Origin of the sequence: Devosia sp. 63-57 (genome assembly GCF_001899045.1) — a bacterium.
Taxonomy (GTDB): Bacteria; Pseudomonadota; Alphaproteobacteria; order Rhizobiales; family Devosiaceae; genus Devosia; species Devosia equisanguinis.
Map to the genome: position 1 here is coordinate 1,327,374 of NZ_MKUY01000005.1, position 20,643 is coordinate 1,348,016.

The following is a 20,643-nucleotide window of genomic DNA, read 5'->3' on the forward strand; positions in this document are numbered from 1 at the left end:
CTCCGATTGAGCTGAATGCGAAAGCGGGCGGCAAGTCTTCGCCGCCCCGGGACAGGCTGCCGGCCTGCCTACATCACCACGACCTTGGTGTTCATCTGCACCCGGCCGTAAAGGTCGATGACATCGGCATTGGTCATGCGGATGCAGCCCGACGACACGTTCTGCCCGATGGACCATGGCTCGTTGGTGCCGTGGATGCGATAGAGCGTCGAGCCGAGATAAAGAGCGCGCGCCCCCAGGGGATTGTTGGGGCCGCCATCCATGCGCGCCGGCAGGCCCGGCTGGCGTTTGCGCATTTCCGCCGGCGGCGTCCAGCTCGGCCATTCGGCCTTGCGCGTTACCCTATGCGTGCCCGACCATTCAAAACCGTCACGCGCCACCCCGATGCCATAGCGCAGGGCCCGCCCGTCGCCGAGCACGAAGTAAAGGAAATGCGCCCGCGTATCGACCACGACCGTGCCGCTGCGCTCGCTGGTGGGATAGTTGACGATCTGCTTAATATAGGCCGGATGCACCTGGACATTGGCCTGCAGCATCAGCCCGTGCCGCGGCTTTTCGGTGGTCACGGTCAGGCCCGGAGGCGGGTTGAACCGCCACGCCGCCTGATATTGCGCCTGTGCCGGTGCTGCGAACAGGCTCGACAGCAGTGCCGCCCCAAGCAACAGCGCTGCCTTTTTCAATCGAATTGTAATCATCATGCCGATCCCCGCAAATGATCGCGCGATTGTGCCGGTGAACAACCAAGGACACGTCAAGCGGCTTGGTTAAAAATCGGCTGGCTTGAACGGTTAACGATGTCTTTCGATGTCGGAGGGTGTCGTGGCTTTCGTGCAACACTGCAGGGCGTGCTGCGTCACCCTGACACATCCGCGCTTGCCGTTCACAGGGACGTGAGTTACCCACGCATATCCGCAAATGCCAACCCAGGGAGGCGCTTTATGAATACTGTTTCGTTCCGCCATGCTGGGAAACTTGCTGTCCACCCAGTCGCGGGCCGCCGTTCGATCTGACGATCGCCTGGCTGCGGATATCCAACCACTCCAAACGCTGACTCCGAGCCGTGTCGCGTCCGGATTCCGCCCTTAATCCATACTCAACAGAGGCCGGTGAGCGTTTGCTTGCCGGATACACCGATGTCTTCCAATGTGCTCGACGAGCGCAGCGTGGTGCTGCGTCTCGAATTCTCCATTGCCGACGCTGTGCGTCATCGTGGCCTGTTCGCCGTACTGCGGGCTGCCGTCAGCGCCTGGTGGGCCCAGTCGCCCCGCGGCTATAGCGAAGTCCCCGACTATCTGCGCGCCGATGTCGGCCTACCGCCTGCAGACGAACCCCTCATATGGTTCTCCGTGCCCCCGGCAGCGGTCGTACCCAGGATTGAGAATGGGAAGCGACAATGAACTTTCATGGCGGTCGGGATCCTCCCGGCCGCCTTTCCCGCCCCAGCGCTGTTGTCTCGCCAAATCCTATGAGCTAGGAACGGCACGACTTTCCAAGGTTCGACAATGTCCGAAAAGCCCAAGCTGATTACGCCACGCCTGCCGCGCGGTTTCGAAGATCGCACCCCCGGCGAGATCGCCGCAGTGGGCGCCATGATCGACAAGATCAAGGCCGTCTATGAGCGCTATGGCTTCGATCCCGTCGAAACCCCGCTGTTCGAATATACCGAGACGCTTGGCAAGTTCCTGCCCGATACCGATCGGCCCAATGCCGGCGTGTTCTCGCTGCAGGACGATGACGAGCAGTGGATGAGCCTGCGCTATGATCTCACCGCGCCGCTCGCCCGCTTCTTTGCCGAAAATTTCGAAACCCTGCCCAAGCCGTACCGCTCCTATCGGCAGGGCTATGTGTTCCGCAACGAAAAGCCCGGCCCCGGCCGCTTCCGCCAGTTCATGCAGTTCGACGCCGACACCGTCGGTGCCTCAGGCCCCGAAGCCGATGCCGAAATGTGCATGATGATGGCCGACGTCATGGATGCACTGGGTCTGGCGGGCAAGTACGTTGTCAAGGTCAATAACCGCAAGGTGCTCGACGGCGTGCTCGCGGCCACCGGCATCACCAGCGACGCGCAGAAGCTCAACGTGTTGCGCGCGATCGACAAGTTTGACCGGCTGGGTCTTGAGGGTGTCGAGGCGCTTTTGCGGCATGGGCGTATTGATGAGAGCGGCGCCAGGATGCCCGGAGCCGGCCTTGGGGCCGTCCAGGCCCGCTACATCCTGAGCTATCTCAATTCGATGGTCCCTGCAGGGCAGCGACTGGACCCCCGCTACGAGGATCGCGACCTGGTGCTGCATGCCTATGTTGTCCAGGACGGCCCCGATGGAACGCCGGGCGAGGGCGGCCACAAGGATGAGCCCTTCACCCTCGGAAAGGTGCAGGACGATTTCGCCGCCAATGAAAATTTCCGCCAGGGCGTCAGCGAACTCCAGACCATCGAGCTATTGGCTCGCGCCGCCGGCTATGGAGACGACAAGATCAAGATCGACCCGTCCGTCGTCCGCGGCCTCGAATATTACACCGGCCCGGTCTTCGAGATTGAACTGACCTTCAAGGTGCAGAACGAAAAGGGCCAGGACGTAGTCTTCGGCTCCGTCGGCGGCGGTGGCCGTTATGATGGTCTCGTCTCCCGCTTCCGCCGTGAACCGGTCCCGGCCACCGGCTTTTCCATCGGCGTCTCCCGCCTCGCCAATGCGCTCAAGCTCACCGGCAATCTCGGCGCCACCGAGCCCGTCGGCCCGGTCGTGGTTCTCGTCATGGACAAGGACCAGACCGCTCGCTATCAGGCCATGGTCTCCGAACTGCGCCAGGCCGGCATCCGCGCCGAAATGTTCCTTGGTTCCACCAAGAATTTCGGCAAGCAGGTCGCCTATGCCGACAAGCGCAACTCGCCCATCGTCATCATCGAGGGCAGCCAGGAACGCGAGCAGGGCATTCTGCAGGTCAAGGACCTGATTGCCGGCAAACAGGCCGCCCAGGCCATCACCGACAATGCCGAATGGAAGGCCGCGCGCCCCGGCCAGTTCGAAATCAAGCGCGAAGAGCTGGTCAGCGCTGTGCAGAAATTGCTGAGCGAGCAATGAGCGACTGCGCACCGATCATCCATCGCCTTTGCCCCTGCGCTCCCTCCCCCCTTGAGGGGGAGGGCCGGGTTGTTGGGTGGTTCTTTGGGTCACTGACGGACCCCCACTCTCAATCCCTCGCCTCAAGGGGGAGGGAGGCGATGGACCCGCCGATGGCGCAGCGTGACTGCGAGGCAGGGCTATCATGACCAATCCCGCCTATCGCCGCTCTCAGCTTGAAGCCCTTGTCGAAGCCCAGGGCGGCTGCCGTGCCGCCCCGCCTTTGCTGCTCAAGGCCGATCCCTATTTTGATCTCGCCGGGGAAGAGTTCGGCCGCCGCCTGCTGCTGACCACCGACACCAATGGCGCCGAATATTGCCTGCGCCCCGATTTCACCCTGCCCATCGTCACCGACTATATCGCCCAGGGTGCTGGTGCGCCTGCCGCCTTCTCCTATCTCGGCCCGATCTTCCGCCAGCGCGAAACCGGCCCGGCCGAATTCGACCAGGCCGGCATCGAGCTCCTGGCCCAGCCCGATGGTGACATCGCGCTCGATCAGGTGCTGACCTTCGCCCGCGCCGCGCTCTCGCTCTATGGCATCGTTCCGCAGGTGCATCTGGGCGGCGTCGGCCTTTTCGAAGCCCTGCTCGCCCAGGCCGACATGCCCGACGCCTGGCGCAGCCGCATCCGCCACCGTTTCGGCCACCCCGAGGCCATGGATCGCCTGTTGACCCGGCTCGAACGCGCCACCAACCAGCCGCGCAGCGAACAGCCTGCGCGCGACGATCTGGTCGAAGACGTGACCGCGCGCATGGTGTCGGCCGGTCTCAGCCTCTCCGATGGCCGCTCGCCAGAGGAAATCGCCGAGCGCTATCTCGAGCAGCAGGCGCTCGACGCCGCCCAGGTGCCGGCCGCGACGCTGAAACTCCTGCGCGATTATCTCGCCATCAAGGGGGATGCCCTCACGGCCTTGCGCCAGATCGAGGCGCTGGGCGAAAAACACCGCCTGTTCCTCGGTGGCCCGATCCGCGCCATTCGCCGCCATTTCGAGGGCCTGGGCGAAGCCCGCATCAGTTTCGACGCCAGCTTCTCGCCGCGTCTCGATTACTATACCGGCATCGTCTTCGAGATGCGCGGGCAGGGCGGCACCATCCTCGTCTCCGGCGGCCAATATGACCGTCTGCTCGAACGCCTCGGCGCCACCGCCCCCATCGCCGCCTCCGGCTGCGCCTTGTGGGTCGATCGCCTGGAAGCGGAGTGGCCGAAATGAAGGGTCCACACTCCACCGCCCCCGGAAGACGGGAGCGGAACCGTGTCGCGTTGTTGACGAGATTTCAGACAACTCACCAGCCTACTCCTCCCCCTTCTTCAGGGGGAGGCCGGGTGGGGGTTGCTTCTACCGCCACGGAGTGGCCGAAATGACCCTCACCCTCGCCGTGCCCTCCAAGGGCCGCCTCGAAGAGCTGACGCGCGATTGGTTTGCCCAGCGCGGCCTCACCATCACCCGTCCCGGCGGCGCCCGCTCCTATCTCGGCGCCATCGAAGGCTTGCCCGACATCACCGTGCGCTTCTATCCGGCCTCCGAAATCGCCCGCGAACTCATCCGCGGCAGCATCGATATCGGCGTCACTGGCCGCGACCTCATCCACGAAACCAGCGAAACCGGCCCGGCCTCGGTCGAGTTCGCGCGCAATCTCGGCTTCGGCGGCGCCGATGTCGTGGTTGCCGTTCCCGATGCCTGGATCGACGTCACCCATATGCATGACCTGGCCGACGTGGCGTCCGATTTCCGCTCCCGCCACGGCCGCTGGATGCGCATCGCCACCAAATATATCACCATCACCCGCCAGCATTTCGCCCGCGCCGGCATCGCCGAATATCGGATCGTGGAAAGCCTCGGCGCCACCGAAGCGGCGCCTGCCTCGGGGGTTGCTGACATCGTGGTCGATATCACCTCCACCGGCTCGACGCTCGCCGCCAATGGCCTGCGCGTGCTCGAAGATGGCGTGATGCTGAAAAGCGAAGCCAATCTCATCGTCAGCCGCACCGCCGACTGGTCCGCCCGCCGCCCAATCCTCGACGATCTGCTGTCGCGTCTGGGAGAGTAAGATGGAACTTGCCCTCGTCCTCCTCTGCGTCCTGGTCGGCGTCACCGCCATCCTCTACGCCGGCCTCCGCCCGCCAATGCAAAAGGCAGGGCCTGAAGTTGCTGTCGCAACTCCCGCGGCTGATGGCGAGACGGCAAGTGCCGACACCGCAGAATAGGACGTTTCGAGCTCGACGCGCTCCAACCCACCTGGCGTCACCCCGGCGAGGGCGGGGTTCATCGCGAGATTTCGAAAGGGGCGCGAAAGGTTGGGATGACAGCCCTTTCGCGCGCCCGCGCGACCACCAACACGCCTACAGATACCAGATGCCATCCGCATAGGTTTCGAGTGCATTGGCCTTGTTCTCATCGCTCTCGGAGAAGAACACCAGCAGGTCCTTGCGATTGGTCTCTCCGGCCTCCAGCTTGCCGACCCAATAGTCGAAGCCTTCCTTGTCCTCGACGCGGCCGAGTGTGTGCTTATAAAGCAGCGCGATGAAATCGGCGTCGCTCACCGTCGCCTCGGTACCAAAGCGCGCAATGAACTCGGGCGATGCCATGAAGCTGTCCGCAACATCGGCGAGCGAGGATAGCTTGTTGTCCTGATGGCGGATCCAGTAGCCCAGGCCCTCGAAATCGGCGTCGCGGTCGAGCGCGGCCTTGTAGAGGCGCACCAACTGCCCCGCGGGCCCATCGAAATCGAAGGCCAGGAACCCATCATTGAATTCGAGCCGCTCCACGTCCGGCAACGTATAGGCATAGCCCGCGCCGTTGACGCTAACCACGCCGCTATCCTTGTCCAAGGTCACGGTTACGTCTGCAAAGACAGCGAGAATCTTGGCGATGTCGATATCGCCATAACTGGTGACCGGCGGCATGTCGGTGTTGCTGCCACCATCGGCGAATTCGGGAATATCGCTGAGCAGCGTGTCCGCGGGGTACTTTGCCAGAAGCTCGTCCACCGATGACACGAAGGTGGCCTTGCCGATATCGAACAGGCCGGGATTGGCAATGAGCGCGTCCTTGGCCAGGGCCATATTGGCTTCAAGCTCCGGCGTCCACTGGCCGAAGCCGCGCAGCAACTGCTCTATCTTGTCGAACAAGGCGCCGAAATCGGTGATCACCAACCCACCCACCATCGCCTTGCTGAGGTCGATAAAGCCTTTGAGGTCACCGATGGTCATGTTTATCGTAGTCACAAAGAAATCCTCCGAAGTTTGTCCAGCGCGGCCCTGCAATGCTCGAAGAACAAAGGATACCGATTAGGACAAAATCTACTGTGCGACAGAGGCGTCGTTGACCCCTCAATAGGGGGGGCTTTCAAATGTTCTGGATGATTTTCCTGATCAGATCGCCTTATCAAGACTGTGCTTGGCGTGCTTCTACGCGTGGCGCCGGAATCTCCAGATACCGCAGGCGCTTGGCTTCGCGGCGGCCGGTGACGACGCTGTCGAGAATGGCTGCCATGGCGCCGAGGATGAGACTGGCGATGATCCCTAGACCGGAAAGGATTGCCGTCGGAAAGCGCGGTACGAGGCCGGTTTCGAAATAGTCGATGAAGACCGGGATGGCGAGCAGCAGCGAGATGATGGCGGTGACAATCCCCACCGACAGGTAAAGCTGGCGCGGCCGTTCGCGCGCAAACAGCCGCAAGATCATCTCAAGGATCGAAAAACCGTCGCGAATGGTGTTGAGCTTGCTGGTCGAGCCCTCGATCCGGCTGCCATAGGCCGTCGGCACTTCGGCATAGGGCGCACGCAGTTCCAGCGCGTGGATGGTGAGTTCGGTTTCGATCTCGAAGCCGCGCGACAGCGCCGGGAAGGATTTGACGAAGCGGCGCGACAGCACGCGATAGCCGGAAAGCATGTCGCTGAAGCCGCGCCCGAAAATATTGGCGACGGTGCCGGTCAGCACCTTGTTACCCAGCACATGGCCCGGCCGATATTCCTCGCCATCGCCGATGGCGCGACGCGTGCCCACCACCATGTCCAGCCCGCCATCGAGCAGCGTATCGACGAGAATGCGGCTCTGGCTGGCATCATAGGTGCCGTCGCCATCGGCCATCACATAGACATCGGCGTCCACATCGGCGAATTGGCGGCGCACCACATTGCCCTTGCCCCGCTGCGGCACGTGACGCACGATTGCCCCGGCCGCCAAAGCCGCAGCGGCCGTGCCGTCGCTGGAATTGTTGTCGAAGACATAGACTGCCGCCTCCGGCAGGGCGGCCCTGAATGCCGCAATCACCGATGCGATGACATCAACCTCGTTGTAGCAGGGCAGGATCACAGCTACAGAATTGCCCCGATAAAGCTTGGTCACGCCGTCGTCCTCCTTGAGCGCGCCAAATCTAGTCCAACAAAGTCGAAAAAGTGTAACGGCGCCGCACCCTCATGCTCGATCCCCTTATTCTCCTCGCCCTCATGGCGGTCGGCATGCTTGCCGGTTTCGTCGATGCCATTGCCGGCGGTGGCGGCATGATCACCGTGCCGGCGCTGTTGTCGGCTGGCCTGCCGCCAGTTGCAGCGCTGGCCACCAACAAGATGCAGTCCGTGGTCGGTACCGGCATGGCCGTATTCACCTATTGGCGCCGCGGCTTCATCGCCCTGCGCGACCTGCTGCCCGCTATTGCGCTGACCTTTGCCGGTTCTTCGCTGGGCGCCTTCACCGTCAGCCGCGTGGATGTTTCACTACTCACCGTGGCTGTGCCGGTCGCGCTCATCGCCATCGCGCTCTATTTTCTCTTCGCGCCGAAATTGTCGGACGCCGACAAGGCAGCGCGCCTGCCATTCCGCCGGTTCGTGCCCGCCATGGGCTTTGTCATCGGCTTTTATGACGGCATTTTCGGGCCAGGGACCGGCGCCTTCTTCACCGTGGGTTTCGTCGTGCTCTTCGGCCTCGGCCTGACCCGCGCCACCGGCAGCACCAAGGCGCTCAACTTCACCTCTAACCTTGCCGCTCTGGTGATCTTCATTCCCGGCGGCCACGTGGTCTGGCCTGTCGCTATCGTCATGGCCATCGGCCAGATCATCGGCGGCTATCTCGGCGCCCGCACCGGCATCCGCTACGGCGCCAAAATCATCCGTCCGCTGGTCGTCGTGGTCTCCATCGCCCTCGCCATCAAGCTACTGCTGTTTCCCTAGTTGTCGGTCTCAGAGCGGCCTTAGTCCGCAAGCTCCCGACGCACAGCAGACGCGATGAATGCCGAGCGGGTTTGGCCGCGAGATCGAGCTTCATCGTCGATCGCCTGCAACAGCCCGAGATCGAGCGACACATTGATGCGCGTCGTCGATCCAAGGTCTCGAACCAGCGGAACGGAAACCAGTATGGCGTCAGCGCGCGCCTCGTTCAGGCTCTCATCATCGACAATGGCGTCGAGCGAACGGGGCTGGGGAATTGCATCTCCATCCGCTTCCAGCATGCGGATATGCGAACCCAGCGCTTCGACGGCATTTTGCGAGGCTTCTTCCAATGTCTCGCCAGCAGAAAAGCATCCTGGCACGTCCGGAAACTGCACACCAAATGCGCTGTCGGGATCTTTGTGGATCATGGCAATGAAACGCAAAACTCGGCTACTCCAATAGTCCCGCCTGTTTCAAAATCGCCCGTACGGTGCCCAGAGGCAGTTCCCGCTTGGGATGCGGTATGGTCAGCTTGCCCGGTCGCGTCGGATGCTTGAAATGGTGATGCGATCCTGTCGTGCCGACCAGCACCCAGCCTTCACGCTGAATGGCGGCAATCAGTTTGCGACTGTTCTGCTCAACCATTCTCGCTTCCGTGTAAAATAATACACATTCTTGATGAATTCAACCAAGCGACATCCTGCCTCGACACACTCTGGGCCAAACCCAGGATCAGGCGCAAGGGCTCGCCTTGACTGTGCTCTGGACACAAAAAAGGCCCCGGTGTTTCCACCGAGGCCTTCCACAAAGATCGTGACTGGGAAGAAACGATCTTTGAAGCTTAGTGCGCTGAGCGAGAGGAACAGGCGGCAAGGCCGCCCGACCGTCGGTCGCCCCCGAGGAGGGCCAGCGGTCGGCGTTCATGCCGACCGCGATACGGCCCGTGAGCGAAGGAAGTGCTAGTTCGCTGTCGCGAACTAGAAATCCATGCCGCCCATGCCACCCATGCCGCCGCCGCCCGGCATTGCCGGAGCTTCGGCCTTCGGGGCCTCGACGATGGTGGCTTCGGTGGTGATCAGCAGCGATGCAACCGAAGCAGCGTCCTGCAGGGCGTGACGGACGACCTTGACCGGGTCGATGACGCCGAGCGCAACGAGGTCGCCATATTCGCCGGTTGCGGCGTTATAGCCGAACGAGGCAGCAGCGTTCTCGAGGATCTTGTCGACAACCACGGAGCCTTCGGCACCGGCATTGTTGGCAATGGTGCGGACCGGAGCCTGCAGGGCGCGGCGCACGATGGCGATACCGGCGTCCTGGTCGGCATTGGCGCCCTTGGCCTTGACGGCAGCCGAAGCGCGGAGCAGGGCAACGCCACCACCCGGAACGATGCCTTCTTCAACGGCAGCGCGGGTTGCGTTGAGCGCGTCGTCGACGCGGTCCTTGCGCTCCTTGACTTCCACTTCGGTGGAGCCGCCGACGCGGATCACGGCAACGCCACCGGCCAGCTTGGCCAGACGTTCCTGCAGCTTCTCGCGGTCGTAGTCCGAGGTGGTTTCCTCGATCTGCGCCTTGATCTGGCCAACGCGGCCCTGGATGTCTTCGGCCGTGCCGGCGCCATCCACGATCGTGGTGTTTTCCTTGGTGATTTCAACGCGCTTGGCCGTGCCGAGCATGTCGATGGTCACGTTTTCGAGCTTGATGCCGAGCTCTTCCGAAATCACCTGGCCACCGGTCAGGATGGCGATGTCTTCCAGCATGGCCTTGCGGCGATCGCCGAAGCCCGGAGCCTTGACGGCAGCAACCTTGAGGCCGCCGCGCAGACGGTTGACGACGAGGGTCGCGAGAGCTTCGCCTTCGATGTCTTCGGCGATGATCAGCAGCGGACGCTGCGACTGAACGACCGACTCGAGGATCGGCAGGATGGCCTGCAGATTGCCCAGCTTCTTTTCGTGCAGCAGGATCACCGGGTCCTCGAGGACGGCGGTCATCTTCTCGGCATTGGTCACGAAGTAGGGGGAGAGGTAGCCACGGTCGAACTGCATGCCTTCAACGACATCGAGCTCGGTCTCGGCAGTCTTGGCTTCTTCGACGGTGATGACACCCTCGTTGCCGACCTTCTGCATGGCTTCGGCGATCATGTCGCCGATTTCCTTCTCGCCATTGGCCGAGATGGTGCCGACCTGGGCAACTTCGGATGACGAGGTGATCTTCTTGGCCGAGGCCTTCAGCGTTTCGACGACTTCGGCAACAGCCAGGTCGATACCGCGCTTGAGATCCATCGGGTTGAAGCCGGCGGCGACGGCCTTGACGCCTTCGACGACGATAGCCTGGCCGAGAACGGTGGCGGTAGTGGTGCCGTCACCGGCAACATCATTGGTCTTGGAAGCGACCGAACGCAGCAGCTGGGCGCCCAGGTTCTCGAACTTGTCTTCCAGTTCGATTTCCTTGGCAACGGACACGCCGTCCTTGGTGATGCGCGGGGCGCCGAAGGACTTTTCGATGACGACGTTACGACCCTTGGGGCCGAGGGTCACCTTCACCGCATTGGCGAGGATGTTGACGCCGCGCAGCATCTTTTCGCGGGCTTCGGTGGAGAACTTTACTTCTTTAGCGGCCATGTGAGGCGCTCCTTAAAGTGGGTTGAACGACAGGATGGGTGCGAAGCCTTAGGCCTCGATCACGCCCATGATGTCGCTTTCCTTCATGATGATCAGGTCTTCGCCGTTGAGCTTCACCTCGGTGCCGCTCCACTTGCCGAAGAGCACGCGATCGCCGGCCTTGACGTCGAGCGCATTGATCTTGCCGTTCTCATCGCGAGCGCCGGGGCCCACGGAAACGACGACGCCCTCGGAGGGCTTTTCCTTGGCGGTGTCGGGGATGATGATCCCGCCCTTGGTCTTTTCTTCACTGTCGACGCGACGGACGACCACGCGGTCATGCAGGGGACGGAAGCCCATGATTTCAGTTCCTCTTGGCATCATTTCTGAATGCAATTTCGGTGCTGTTAGCACTCAACAAGGAGGAGTGCTAACAGGCAGCTGGGATATAGGAACGGGGTGTCAGAAGAGTCAAGGGCGCGTGAACGGAGTTTTTGCTGGCGCGTTATGGGTTTGATCCCATTTGCAGAAACGAGGGCACCGACCATGGCCAATACCGACTTTTCTTCCGCCAGCATTGCGCCGGTTTCGGGGCGCGTGCACATCATTTTCGACGATGCCGAGATTGCCAGCTCCATCAGGGCTTTGCGTCTGGATGCCCCCGGCGCGGACCCGCTCTATTTCCTGCCGCTCGAGGATATCCATCCCGGCATTCTCGAAGCCTCGGACACCCGCCGCACCGATGCCGGCCCCGGCGAAGCGCATTTTTACACCATCAAGACCCTGACCGCCGATGGTGCCGACGAGGCCTGGTACTATCCCTATGCCGAAGGTCGCTTCGAACCCATCCGCGACCTCCTCACCTTTGCCGGCGCCCGCCTCAAGGTCGAAGTCACCGAGGTTTGACCGGCTTTTCCCTGTGAGGGCCGACGACCCCACGGCCCTCCCAACCACCGGCCTCTACCCACCCACCGCTCGTCACCCTCGGGCTCGACCCGAGGGCGCGGCGGTGACTGGGGTGCCAAGACGTTCAACTCGTCCCTTGTCACCCCTCATGCTTCCCACCCTTCAGCCGCCCCAAATGCGTATCCTTGAAACCGCTGGCATATTTGAGCCCATAGCCCAGCGCGCGATCGAGCCCGATATGGGCCAGATGGATCAGCGCCAGATGCTGCAGCAGCTCGATCTTCAGCACCACGGCGATCAGCCCCAGCGCCAGTGGCACGACAAAAGTGTGCGCCAGATTATAGACCACCGCGCCGGTTCGGCTGCCGGCCGCATAGCCCAGAAACGACAGGTCCGGCGCGAACAACAGCACCGCATAGAGCCACCACGGCCCGCCGAGCAGAAAATAAAGCGCTGTCGCCGCTGCGAAGACCGCCGCGCCTTCGCTCCTCACGATCATGAGGGGTGTTCCGGTGGCCGACCCCTGTGCCGCATTGCCGTTCATCATTGTCTCCATGCTGGAACCACATGCGGTCTATCTAGCGACGACCACCCCTATTCAAAATTCTCGATGTTTCGAGGTTGCACATTCATTTTTGAATAGAGTCCCCGCTATCCACGCGCCGCGGCATCGAAATGCACGCGGCCCCTTCCTTCCGTCACCAGACTGAGCCATAAGGCAGACCATGAGCGAACAATCCTCCCTTCAGATCAAGTTGCGCCGCAAAGGCGGCGTCGGTCCCAACTCCAACTGGCACTGGGAAGTGCAGGACGCCGAGGGCAAGGTCCTCAAGTCCGGCAGCGCCGTGGGCGAAGAGCACAAGGCTTTCGCCACCGCCCGTATTGCCAAGGAAAAGCTGGAAGCTGCGGCCGGCAAGTAAGGCCCGGCCCGGATAGGATCGACGTGACCACGCCCGCCGCTGCACGAGAGGCTGCCTCGCCGTCCATCAGGAGCGGCGGCCCGCTGCGTGGCATCGCCCTCAAGGTCGCCTCGGTCTGCTGCTTTGTGGTCATGGCCACCATGCTCAAGGCCACGCAGACCATTCCTGCGGGCCAGATGGTGTTCTTCCGTTCATTCTTTGCGCTATTGCCGGTTCTGGCCTGGCTGGCCTGGACGGGTCATCTGGCCTATGCCTTCACCACCAGGCGCCCCCTTGGCCATGTGGTCCGGGGCCTGGTCGGCGTCGCTTCGATGGGCCTGGGCTTCTTCGCGCTGACGCGCCTGCCGCTGCCCGAGGCCACCGCCATCGGCTATGCCTCTCCGCTGATCATCGTCATTCTCTCCGCGCTGCTGCTGCGCGAAAAGGTCTATATCTTCCGCTGGACCACGGTGCTGGTTGGGCTGGTTGGCGTGCTGATCATCCTCTTTCCCCGCCTCACCGTCTTTTCCGGCGGCGCACAACCGGTCGATGGCACCACCATCGGCGCCTTGGCAGCATTGGCCGCCGCCTTCCTGTCGGCCTTCGCCATGCTGCAGGTCCGCACGCTTGTGCAGACCGAGCGCACCGAGGCCATCGTCACCTATTTTTTCATCAGCGCCAGCGTGCTCAGCCTCTTCAGCCTGCCCTTCGGCTGGGTCTGGCCCACCCCGCAACAGGCGGCGCTGCTGGTCGGCGCCGGCTTCTTCGGCGGCATCGGCCAGTTGTTGCTGACCTCCTGCTACCGTTACGCCGATATGTCGGTGATCGCGCCCTTCGAATATGTGTCGCTGCTGCTGACCATCATCATCGGCTTCATCATCTTCGCCGATATCCCCACCGTGCCTATGCTCATCGGCAGCACCATCATCGTCGCCGCCGGGATCGCCGTCATCCTGCGCGAACGCTGGCTCGGCCTGGAACGCACCCGCGCCAAGGAAGCCAGCACGCCTTAGGGGAGGCTTTTGTACGCGCAGGTTCGGAAACGATCGTTGTAGTGATGGAAGCACGTCGACAGAACCGCTCTCCATTTCGGCAATTCGAACTGTCTTTTTAACGTTCCAAAAGTAATTATGGGATTCATGGGTCGCGGCGGGGTTAGGTGTGTATCCGCAAGGTGCCTGACACGGCAAAGATCGCCGTCCAGGCAAGATCGACCACATAACAACGACGAAATTCAGGTCGAAGCGAGCGGGTGCACGTTACCGTAACATAGAGAGTTTCGTGCTGGTCATGGGTAGTTCGAACATGGCGCCGCCTTGGACCAATGTGACTTGCTGTTCGATATACGGCCATAGCGCAAGTATGCGTTCCATTTTTTTCACTAATGGGGCCTTGTTCAACCCTTTGGATAGGAAGAAGCCGGTTAGCCGGCTGCTTCTGAAAGCCTCGTACTCCGCCCTGACCTTTGTGATCTGCCTGTCACCAGAGATTACAACCCATCGACCCTCTGCACTGAGTTCCGGGATCCATTCAATATCTTTTACGCTTGGTCCGTAGCGATCACGCAGATGGATGATTTCGTGCATGCCAACGAAAAGAGCTGCCAAGGATTTGGCAAGAGCAGGCGGTAGGTTCTCATCCACCACTACCTTCACGCGGCGCGCAGCTCCTGCTCAAACTTTACCGCGTCCCTAACCGCCTCAATTGACACCTCGTATAATGCTGCGACACGCTCGGCGGACCCTTCGGCCTCGACTGCTTCAGCCAGCGCAATCGTCGGCACTCCGAAGTCGGCTGCTATCGGCTGCCCAAATGCGCGCTGCGGGTCAATCACCACAGTGTCACGCCCTTTATAGGGGCGCCAACGAGTGACCTCATTGCCCTCAAGATCAAGGTCCTTAAAGCTCCGTTCCAGCACCTTGGAGAATGCGTACTGGTGGCGCTTAAGGTCTAGTAGCTTTGCTTCACTGTCAGCTTCACGTTCTATGCTCTCGAGGAAAATCGTCCTTCCATCGGTCCGAAATCTGCTCGTGGAGAAAGGACGGTCATTGTCCACAACGTCCCGCGCAAAGTCCAAGCAATGCCTGATGGTCTTCAACCCAAGGCCCGCCTTTACGAAAGCATTCACAAATCTCAGCTCGATCAAGTCGCGAAATGAAAGCTCTATTTTGTCATCAAAATTCGGCAGTTCGGGTGACCAGAGGGGTGGGACAGCGTAACGCTCACCGCGGCGCGAATACCAATATCCACCTAGCCAGCGACGAACATTTATCGCCGGCATTTGGAGCAAACGCGCAGCGTCTGGCACGGCATAAAGGCCGACGCCGAGTAGTTCTTGCGTGTTTGTTGTGCTCTTGGACATGTCGCGAACCTATTGTGTGTTCTCTGCGGTGAAAAGCCCTATCTGAGCGAATAGCCCAGACTCATCTGCTGACGAAGAACGTCGCTAGCGACGCCAAGTGACGACGAGGCTACAAAAAATTCCATTGCCAATAGGATAGCCGCGTTATGGCCGCCTAAGCGGGTTACAGGTGCTGAAATAATGGCAGATTTCAGCAGCTTCGCCGCCTACCCTGACAAACTTGGGACGCAACCAACCCCGCCCCCTCAGCTCGACGCTGCCATTTCCTGGTCGCTTGCGATAGAACATGGACGGGCCGATCTCCAGCGCAGCGGTAGCTGCGCCGGAGAATATGATCAAATTAGCTTCTGAAAACGAATTTCTCCGGCGTTCAGAAAGCAGGCTTTTGAGAAAAGTCCCGGCGGGATTGGATTCGGAAGGCGAAGATCGGAAAGGCTCGGCACCGGGGCCGCTTCCGGTTGGTAGGAGCGGTCAATCTGCGACACCGAGGCCAGGATGACGCCGGTGTCGCGTGCGAATGCCTGCAAAGCCGCCATCTGCACGGAAAGAGGGGGCTTCGTTCTCTGCTGATCGAGAATTTGGAGATAATCGATGGCCGCCACGGTGCCCCTCGGCGCGCCGGTCAGGTGACTGATAATGTAGTCTGCACAAATGCCGTCAGAAGTGATGATTTCCGGCAAAGTCTGGGGCAGTTGACGAGAAAGCGCCTTGAATCGGTCGATTGCCTCGCGTTCCGAGTATTCCAGGGTAAACAGGACACTGCGCCTGCCTTCGCCACTGGCATCAAGCAAAAGCTGCAACGCTAGCCGAGTTTTACCGTGACCCGGGCGAGCCGCGATCAGCAGCATGTCTCCGTCTGTCAGTTCTGAGAGTATGCCACCCGCATCGCCAGCTGTGGCCGTGCGCGCCGCGAGCAGGCTCCATGCCGAAAATCCTTCGATGTTGGCAACTCGGTCCTGTGCCTCATGAAGCGGAATGAGCTCGTCTCGCGCCATCAGCTTGGCACGGCGCTTCAGTTTATAGATAGGTGCGGAAAGCCGCATTACGGAACCTCCATTCCGAGCGGGAAACGCAACCCCTCCTCATGCGAACGCTCGAACAGATGGTTCGATGATCTCAGTCACCCCGTATGTACGATACTTCCCCATCTGGAGGGGGGAGGCGCGGGCCAAGCCTGACGATAAAGATACTCCAAGGCCGCAATTCGGACAAGCCGAAGCTTTGTGGTGGCCTGTACGAGGTTATTCAAGCCGAGAGCTCGCCCCCCTCAGCTCGCCGCTGCCATTTCCGCCCAGCCTTGCCGCTTACGATAGATCGTCGACGGGCTGATCTCCAGCGCGGCGGCGGCCATTGAGATATTGCCGCCAAAGGCGGCGATGGCGTCTTCGATGATGCGCTGTTCCTGCTGCCACATCGGCAGTACCGGCCGCTTGCCTTCCGAGCGCGGCGCTTCCACCGGCGCGGGGAAACTGACCTGCGATTCAATATCGGCAGCGCTGAGCATGCCGGCGCTGATTTCCCCGCCGTCGAACATCACCACCATGCGGCGGATCAGGTTCTGCAATTGCCGGACATTGCCGGGCCAGTCGGCCGCCGTCAGCTGCTGGGCGGCGTCGGGCGCGAAGCCGACAAAACTCTTGTGCTCCTCGCGCGCATAGCGACCGAGGAAATGGCGGGCCAGCACCATGATATCGGTCGGGCGCTGCCGCAGCGGCGGCAGGTGAATGGGCAGCACATGCAGGCGATAGAACAGGTCTTCGCGGAATTGCCGCTCGGCGATCATCTGCATGGGATTGCGGTTGGTGGCGCAGATCACCCGCACATCCACCTTGCGCGCCGCCGTTTCGCCCACCCGGCTGATCGCGCCCGTTTGCAGGAACCGCAACAGTTTCGATTGCAGGGAGAGGTCCATCTCCCCGATTTCGTCGAGGAACAGCGTGCCGCCATCGGCCAGTTCGGTGGCGCCCTTGCGGTCTTCATGCGCGCCGGTAAAGGCCCCGCGCGTCACCCCGAACAGCTCGCTTTCCATGAGATCGCGGGGAATGGCGGCGCAATTGATGGCCACGAACCGCCGGTCGGCGCGCGGTCCCTTGGCATGCAGCGCCTCGGCGCACACATCCTTGCCGGTGCCGCTTTCCCCGGTGATGAAAACCGGCGCCGACGAGGTGGCCACGCGCCCGATCTGCTCATAAAGAAACTGCATGGCGCTCGAAGCGCCGACGAAACCGGCATAATCGGCCACCACCGGGCCGGTGCCACATTCGGCGCCCAGCGAGCGCGGGCGGCCATGGCGCTGCGCCAATTCGCCAATGCGCGCGGCCAGCGCCGTGCCGTCGATGGGCTTGGCGACATAATCATGGGCGCCGGCGCGCATGGCGCCCAGTGCGGCGCTGACCGAGCTGCCATCGGCCACGGCCAGCAACAGCGCGCCCTCGGCCAGCTTGACCAACCGCGTCACCGCGTCTTCGAGGCTTGGCGCCAGATCGAACAGGCTTGCCAGATCGGCAATGACCACATCGAACCGCGCCTGGCGCAGCAGTTCCGCCGCCGCGCGTCCAGCCTCCACCACCGTGACTTCGGGCGTCACCAGCATCGATTCGCGCAGCGAGGCGCCGATCACTCGCGCGGAACTGCCGTCGCGATCAATGAGCAGAACCTGTCCGCTGAGTGCGACTTCGCTGCCCGTCGTCATGGTCATATCGGTCTACTTGCCCCGGTCTCACGTGGCCGCCAAATGGTCCTGGCGGCCTGTCGATCCCCCCGATAGTTCCCCAATTAGGGTAAATATTCCGTTCCAGTCGCGCGCGTGCCTATCACCCGCTTTTGCCCCGCCTTGGCGCAGCTTTACCGAGCCGAACCCAAAAATCCGCGCTTTTCCGCCTGTTTTGGCCCGAAATAGCCCGGGAGAGGGCCGCGTGGCGCTTTTGCCGCTGTGGGTGCGGTGTTATGAAAACAGGGCCGAATCCCGGCGCATCAGAAGGGGTGCAGGTTCGCCCGTGCAGGCTCTGGTCTATTCGTTCATCGCGCTTGCCGCCGCCGCCATGGGCGCCTTGGCCTATTTTGCGCTCGCCTTCACCCCGGCCAATGCGGTGCTGGTGGTGGTCGTCGTCGTCTGCTTCGTCATCGTCGAGCGCCAGCTGCGCCAGCGCGCCGAGCGCCGCCTCGAACAGGCCATCCAGGAACTCTCCCGGCTGCTTGCCACCGATGCCCAGGCCGGCGCCGTCCTCGGTCAGCGCATCAATGCCCTGACCGATCTCAAGCTGGGCCAGCGCATCGACATGCTCGAGGCCGATATTTCCGTGCTCGGCACGGTCATCCGCCAGGTCGCCGAGGCCGTGGCCGAGGTGGAGGAGCGCGTCGATCGCCCCGCCAAGCGCAACGCCAGCGCCATGGGCGATTATATGCCGGCGCCCGTGCCCGAGCCGGTGGCCCCCAAATTCACCGCCATGCCCAGCCAGCCGGTCATTCCGCTGCCCATCCTGCGCCAGGCCGTCGCCGATCACCGCCTGACTTTTCATATCCAGCCCGTCGTCCGCCTGCCGCAGCGCCGGCCCGCCGGCTACGATCTCCTGCCGCGGCTGACGCTGGAAAATGGCGATCTGGCCGAAGAGGCCGATTTCATGCCGGTGCGGGGCGGCGAGGACGTGGTGCGCGACATCGAGGGCACGGCCTTGTTCGAAGCCATCGCCATCGCCCGACGCTCCCGCGCCACCGGCCAGCCGGTGACGCTCTATATTCCGTTCTCGCTGGCCTCGCTCGGCGATTCCTCCACCGCCGAGCAGGTGCTGGCAACGCTCGACGCCAACCGGGCCATCGCGCCGGGGCTGATCTTCCTGATGTCGGAAAGCCAGTGGAACGCCATGTCCGGTCCCGAGCGCACCGTCGCCGAGACCATGGCGCGCAAGGGCGCCGGTTTCTCGCTCACCGATGTGCGCTCATTGCGGGTCGATGCCGCCGATCTCGCCGCCATGGGCGTGCGCTCGCTGCGCGTCAACGCCAACCGCTTCATCGCCAATCCCGAAGCCTATACCGACTTCCACCTCTCCGACATCGCCAGCTATCTCAGCCGTTTCGACATCGCCCTGATCGCCATTGGCGTGTCCGGCGAGCGCGAAATCATCGAACTGCTCGACAACGAAATCCTGCTGGTCAAAGGCGACCACCTCGCCCCCGCCGGCCCCATACGCCCCGACCTCGTCCTCGAATCCGCCCGCACCACCGCCCCCAAACTCCGCCGCGCCGAACTGTAGATCACTTCAAATTGAGGTGGCCTCTGGGCCCTTTCGCCTCCGTCCCCCTAAAACAGGCCAGTGTTCATTTTGGGCTCATCGGGAGGCACGGTGACCGCGGCTCCTGCTCTCCCTCCCCGCAGGGGGGTGGCGGGCGGCGCTTTTGGCAATATCTCACCAGGCACTCGATGCTGCTCCTCCCCCCTTGACGGCGGAGGCTGGGAGGGGGTGTGCAGCACGCTCAATTCTATATGCGATACCCCTGCCTCAAGGGCGAGGGAAGCGAAAGTGCCTCGATACCGCAAAGGCCTCACCCCCCACCGGCCCGCCCTGCCTCGGCGGCGGAACAAGGTTTTGCTTGATCCTCCCGGCAAAAGAGGCTCATAGGGCGCACAGTGTTTGTGTTGCGGAGCCTGGCCATGTCCTCCCCCCTGCCGATCATTTCGGGGCTCTCCGATCTCAGCGGCCGCTACGATGCGGTGCTCAGCGATGTCTGGGGCGTCATCCATAATGGCGTTGCCGCCTTTCCCGAGGCGGTCGATGCGCTGCGCCGTTTCCGCCAGGACGGTGGCCGGGTGGTGCTGATCACCAATGCGCCGCGTCCCTCCCAGCCCATTATCGACATGCTCGATCGGCTGGGTGTCCCGCGCGACACCTATGACGCCATCGTCTCCTCCGGCGATGCCACCCGCTCCATGATCGCCAAATATCGCGGCCGCGCCATCCACCATGTCGGCCCGCCCACCGAAGACGACCTGCTCTATGAGGGGCTCGATGTCAGGCGCACTGGCGCCGACGAGGCCGAAGTGGTTGTCGTCACCGATCTCGACCACGACGACGATACGCCCGAAATGTACCGCAGCCGCGCCGAGCTTTGGCTCAAGCGCAAGCTGCCCATGATCTGTGCCAATCCCGACCGCGTGGTCGAGCATGGCAACAAGATCATCTATTGCGGCGGCGCCCTGGGCGATCTCTATGCAGCAATGGGCGGCATCGTGCTCATGGCCGGCAAGCCCTATCAGCCGATCTACGAGGAGTGCTTCCGCCTCGCCGAGGAGGCCGCCGGCAAGCCGCTGCAAAAATCCCGCGTCCTGGCCGTGGGCGACAGCGTGCGCACCGATGCCACCGGCGCCGCCCAGTTCGGCGTCGATCTCCTCTTCATCACCGGCTCCATCCATGCCGCCGAGCTCGATGCCTTCGGCAAGCCCGATCCGCAGACCATTGCCGATCTGCTGGCGCCCAGCCGCGCCCATGTGGCCGGCTTCCTGCCGCGTCTCAGCTGGTAGGCTCTTGTCCTTCCGCCGGAAACAGCAGTAAACCCCAACGCATCGGCTCCTTCGCACTCTCCCCGCCTCGGGGAGGGCCGGGGAGGGGGTCCACCAGCCA

The 20,643-nt window shown here is 62.4% G+C and carries 23 protein-coding genes; 11 read left to right on the plus strand and 12 right to left on the minus strand.

Annotated elements, in window-relative coordinates; translation table 11 throughout:
* Positions 1 to 68 precede the first annotated feature (68 nt).
* Positions 69 to 698 (minus strand): L,D-transpeptidase, encoded by a 630-nt coding sequence (locus BGO80_RS14645; protein ID WP_126150850.1) that lies wholly within the window; start codon positions 696 to 698, stop codon positions 69 to 71.
* A 435-nt stretch (positions 699 to 1,133) separates the two neighbouring features.
* Here BGO80_RS14645 and BGO80_RS14650 point away from each other — a divergent pair, with 435 nt between their 5' ends.
* The 5 genes from BGO80_RS14650 to BGO80_RS14670 all read left to right on the plus strand — a co-directional run bounded on the left by BGO80_RS14650 (position 1,134) and on the right by BGO80_RS14670 (position 5,321).
* Positions 1,134 to 1,397: a hypothetical protein gene (locus BGO80_RS14650; protein ID WP_286722060.1), complete on the plus strand. Its 264-nt coding sequence runs from the start codon at positions 1,134 to 1,136 to the stop codon at positions 1,395 to 1,397.
* Between the two features lie 105 nt (positions 1,398 to 1,502).
* Complete coding sequence (gene hisS, locus BGO80_RS14655; protein WP_126150848.1) at positions 1,503 to 3,077, plus strand: histidine--tRNA ligase; 1,575 nt, start codon at positions 1,503 to 1,505, stop codon at positions 3,075 to 3,077.
* A 184-nt stretch (positions 3,078 to 3,261) separates the two neighbouring features.
* Entirely contained in the window at positions 3,262 to 4,326 is a 1,065-nt protein-coding gene (locus tag BGO80_RS14660) for an ATP phosphoribosyltransferase regulatory subunit (protein ID WP_286722061.1), read from the plus strand.
* Positions 4,327 to 4,474: 148 nt separating this feature from the next.
* Complete coding sequence (hisG, locus tag BGO80_RS14665) at positions 4,475 to 5,164, plus strand: ATP phosphoribosyltransferase (protein ID WP_126150846.1); 690 nt, start codon at positions 4,475 to 4,477, stop codon at positions 5,162 to 5,164.
* Between the two features lies 1 nt (position 5,165).
* Positions 5,166 to 5,321: a hypothetical protein gene (locus tag BGO80_RS14670; RefSeq protein WP_286722062.1), complete on the plus strand. Its 156-nt coding sequence runs from the start codon at positions 5,166 to 5,168 to the stop codon at positions 5,319 to 5,321.
* A 135-nt stretch (positions 5,322 to 5,456) separates the two neighbouring features.
* On the opposite strand, the gene BGO80_RS14675 is transcribed toward BGO80_RS14670, so the two are convergent.
* Together BGO80_RS14675 and BGO80_RS14680 are read right to left on the minus strand one after the other, a co-directional pair.
* Positions 5,457 to 6,341, minus strand: a complete 885-nt coding sequence (locus tag BGO80_RS14675) for a DUF4214 domain-containing protein (protein WP_286722063.1) — start codon at positions 6,339 to 6,341, stop codon at positions 5,457 to 5,459.
* A gap of 160 nt (positions 6,342 to 6,501) precedes the next feature.
* Positions 6,502 to 7,464 (minus strand): glycosyltransferase, encoded by a 963-nt coding sequence (locus tag BGO80_RS14680; protein WP_126150844.1) that lies wholly within the window; start codon positions 7,462 to 7,464, stop codon positions 6,502 to 6,504.
* Positions 7,465 to 7,535: 71 nt separating this feature from the next.
* Between BGO80_RS14680 and BGO80_RS14685 the strand changes: the two genes are divergently transcribed.
* Positions 7,536 to 8,285 (plus strand): TSUP family transporter, encoded by a 750-nt coding sequence (locus BGO80_RS14685; protein ID WP_286722064.1) that lies wholly within the window; start codon positions 7,536 to 7,538, stop codon positions 8,283 to 8,285.
* A gap of 20 nt (positions 8,286 to 8,305) precedes the next feature.
* Here the strand turns inward: BGO80_RS14685 and BGO80_RS14690 are convergent, their stop codons facing one another.
* The 4 genes from BGO80_RS14690 to BGO80_RS14705 all read right to left on the minus strand — a co-directional run bounded on the left by BGO80_RS14690 (position 8,306) and on the right by BGO80_RS14705 (position 11,221).
* Positions 8,306 to 8,707, minus strand: a complete 402-nt coding sequence (locus tag BGO80_RS14690) for a type II toxin-antitoxin system HicB family antitoxin (protein WP_206437837.1) — start codon at positions 8,705 to 8,707, stop codon at positions 8,306 to 8,308.
* Between the two features lie 7 nt (positions 8,708 to 8,714).
* Positions 8,715 to 8,909: a type II toxin-antitoxin system HicA family toxin gene (locus BGO80_RS14695; protein WP_126150842.1), complete on the minus strand. Its 195-nt coding sequence runs from the start codon at positions 8,907 to 8,909 to the stop codon at positions 8,715 to 8,717.
* A 332-nt stretch (positions 8,910 to 9,241) separates the two neighbouring features.
* Positions 9,242 to 10,882: a chaperonin GroEL gene (groL, locus tag BGO80_RS14700; protein WP_126150841.1), complete on the minus strand. Its 1,641-nt coding sequence runs from the start codon at positions 10,880 to 10,882 to the stop codon at positions 9,242 to 9,244.
* Positions 10,883 to 10,930: 48 nt separating this feature from the next.
* On the minus strand, positions 10,931 to 11,221 hold the full coding sequence (locus BGO80_RS14705) for a co-chaperone GroES (protein ID WP_126150840.1): 291 nt from the start codon (positions 11,219 to 11,221) through the stop codon (positions 10,931 to 10,933).
* A gap of 186 nt (positions 11,222 to 11,407) precedes the next feature.
* On the opposite strand from BGO80_RS14705, the gene BGO80_RS14710 reads away from it, so the two are divergent.
* Positions 11,408 to 11,767, plus strand: a complete 360-nt coding sequence (locus BGO80_RS14710) for a DUF427 domain-containing protein (RefSeq protein ID WP_164550374.1) — start codon at positions 11,408 to 11,410, stop codon at positions 11,765 to 11,767.
* Between the two features lie 139 nt (positions 11,768 to 11,906).
* Here BGO80_RS14710 and BGO80_RS14715 read toward each other — a convergent pair whose 3' ends face one another.
* Positions 11,907 to 12,311, minus strand: a complete 405-nt coding sequence (locus BGO80_RS14715) for a DUF4260 domain-containing protein (protein ID WP_286722065.1) — start codon at positions 12,309 to 12,311, stop codon at positions 11,907 to 11,909.
* Between the two features lie 181 nt (positions 12,312 to 12,492).
* On the opposite strand from BGO80_RS14715, the gene BGO80_RS14720 reads away from it, so the two are divergent.
* On the plus strand, positions 12,493 to 12,687 hold the full coding sequence (locus BGO80_RS14720; RefSeq protein ID WP_126150838.1) for a hypothetical protein: 195 nt from the start codon (positions 12,493 to 12,495) through the stop codon (positions 12,685 to 12,687).
* A 23-nt stretch (positions 12,688 to 12,710) separates the two neighbouring features.
* Positions 12,711 to 13,679 carry a DMT family transporter gene (locus BGO80_RS14725; RefSeq protein ID WP_286722066.1) on the plus strand — a complete coding sequence of 323 codons (969 nt, stop codon included), beginning with the start codon at positions 12,711 to 12,713 and terminating at the stop codon, positions 13,677 to 13,679.
* Between the two features lie 246 nt (positions 13,680 to 13,925).
* Here the strand turns inward: BGO80_RS14725 and BGO80_RS14730 are convergent, their stop codons facing one another.
* The 4 genes from BGO80_RS14730 to BGO80_RS14745 form a co-directional block, all read right to left on the minus strand.
* Positions 13,926 to 14,321: a PIN-like domain-containing protein gene (locus tag BGO80_RS14730; protein WP_286722067.1), complete on the minus strand. Its 396-nt coding sequence runs from the start codon at positions 14,319 to 14,321 to the stop codon at positions 13,926 to 13,928.
* On the minus strand, positions 14,318 to 15,028 hold the full coding sequence (locus tag BGO80_RS14735; protein WP_286722068.1) for a DUF433 domain-containing protein: 711 nt from the start codon (positions 15,026 to 15,028) through the stop codon (positions 14,318 to 14,320). Before BGO80_RS14735 ends, BGO80_RS14730 begins: the two co-directional genes overlap by 4 nt.
* A 335-nt stretch (positions 15,029 to 15,363) precedes the next feature.
* Entirely contained in the window at positions 15,364 to 16,071 is a 708-nt protein-coding gene (locus BGO80_RS14740; protein WP_286722069.1) for a DNA helicase, read from the minus strand.
* Between the two features lie 224 nt (positions 16,072 to 16,295).
* Positions 16,296 to 17,726 carry a sigma-54-dependent transcriptional regulator gene (locus BGO80_RS14745; RefSeq protein ID WP_286722070.1) on the minus strand — a complete coding sequence of 477 codons (1,431 nt, stop codon included), beginning with the start codon at positions 17,724 to 17,726 and terminating at the stop codon, positions 16,296 to 16,298.
* A 298-nt stretch (positions 17,727 to 18,024) separates the two neighbouring features.
* On the opposite strand from BGO80_RS14745, the gene BGO80_RS14750 reads away from it, so the two are divergent.
* A complete protein-coding gene (locus BGO80_RS14750) occupies positions 18,025 to 19,278 on the plus strand; it encodes an EAL domain-containing protein (protein WP_286722071.1) in 1,254 nt (417 codons plus the stop codon).
* A 398-nt stretch (positions 19,279 to 19,676) separates the two neighbouring features.
* Entirely contained in the window at positions 19,677 to 20,543 is an 867-nt protein-coding gene (locus tag BGO80_RS14755) for a TIGR01459 family HAD-type hydrolase (protein WP_286722072.1), read from the plus strand.
* Positions 20,544 to 20,643 lie beyond the last annotated feature (100 nt).

Bases quoted from the DNA above. Each gene is read 5' to 3' on its own strand.
- BGO80_RS14645 (WP_126150850.1), bottom strand. From the start codon at position 698: ATGATGATTACAATTCGATTGAAAAAGGCAGCGCTGTTGCTTGGGGCG.
- BGO80_RS14650 (WP_286722060.1), top strand. From the start codon at position 1,134: ATGTCTTCCAATGTGCTCGACGAGCGCAGCGTGGTGCTGCGTCTCGAA.
- hisS (WP_126150848.1), top strand. From the start codon at position 1,503: ATGTCCGAAAAGCCCAAGCTGATTACGCCACGCCTGCCGCGCGGTTTC.
- BGO80_RS14660 (WP_286722061.1), top strand. From the start codon at position 3,262: ATGACCAATCCCGCCTATCGCCGCTCTCAGCTTGAAGCCCTTGTCGAA.
- hisG (WP_126150846.1), top strand. From the start codon at position 4,475: ATGACCCTCACCCTCGCCGTGCCCTCCAAGGGCCGCCTCGAAGAGCTG.
- BGO80_RS14670 (WP_286722062.1), top strand. From the start codon at position 5,166: ATGGAACTTGCCCTCGTCCTCCTCTGCGTCCTGGTCGGCGTCACCGCC.
- BGO80_RS14685 (WP_286722064.1), top strand. From the start codon at position 7,536: ATGCTCGATCCCCTTATTCTCCTCGCCCTCATGGCGGTCGGCATGCTT.
- BGO80_RS14695 (WP_126150842.1), bottom strand. From the start codon at position 8,909: ATGGTTGAGCAGAACAGTCGCAAACTGATTGCCGCCATTCAGCGTGAA.
- groL (WP_126150841.1), bottom strand. From the start codon at position 10,882: ATGGCCGCTAAAGAAGTAAAGTTCTCCACCGAAGCCCGCGAAAAGATG.
- BGO80_RS14705 (WP_126150840.1), bottom strand. From the start codon at position 11,221: ATGGGCTTCCGTCCCCTGCATGACCGCGTGGTCGTCCGTCGCGTCGAC.
- BGO80_RS14710 (WP_164550374.1), top strand. From the start codon at position 11,408: ATGGCCAATACCGACTTTTCTTCCGCCAGCATTGCGCCGGTTTCGGGG.
- BGO80_RS14715 (WP_286722065.1), bottom strand. From the start codon at position 12,311: ATGAACGGCAATGCGGCACAGGGGTCGGCCACCGGAACACCCCTCATG.
- BGO80_RS14720 (WP_126150838.1), top strand. From the start codon at position 12,493: ATGAGCGAACAATCCTCCCTTCAGATCAAGTTGCGCCGCAAAGGCGGC.
- BGO80_RS14735 (WP_286722068.1), bottom strand. From the start codon at position 15,028: ATGTCCAAGAGCACAACAAACACGCAAGAACTACTCGGCGTCGGCCTT.
- BGO80_RS14740 (WP_286722069.1), bottom strand. From the start codon at position 16,071: ATGCGGCTTTCCGCACCTATCTATAAACTGAAGCGCCGTGCCAAGCTG.
- BGO80_RS14745 (WP_286722070.1), bottom strand. From the start codon at position 17,726: ATGACCATGACGACGGGCAGCGAAGTCGCACTCAGCGGACAGGTTCTG.
- BGO80_RS14755 (WP_286722072.1), top strand. From the start codon at position 19,677: ATGTCCTCCCCCCTGCCGATCATTTCGGGGCTCTCCGATCTCAGCGGC.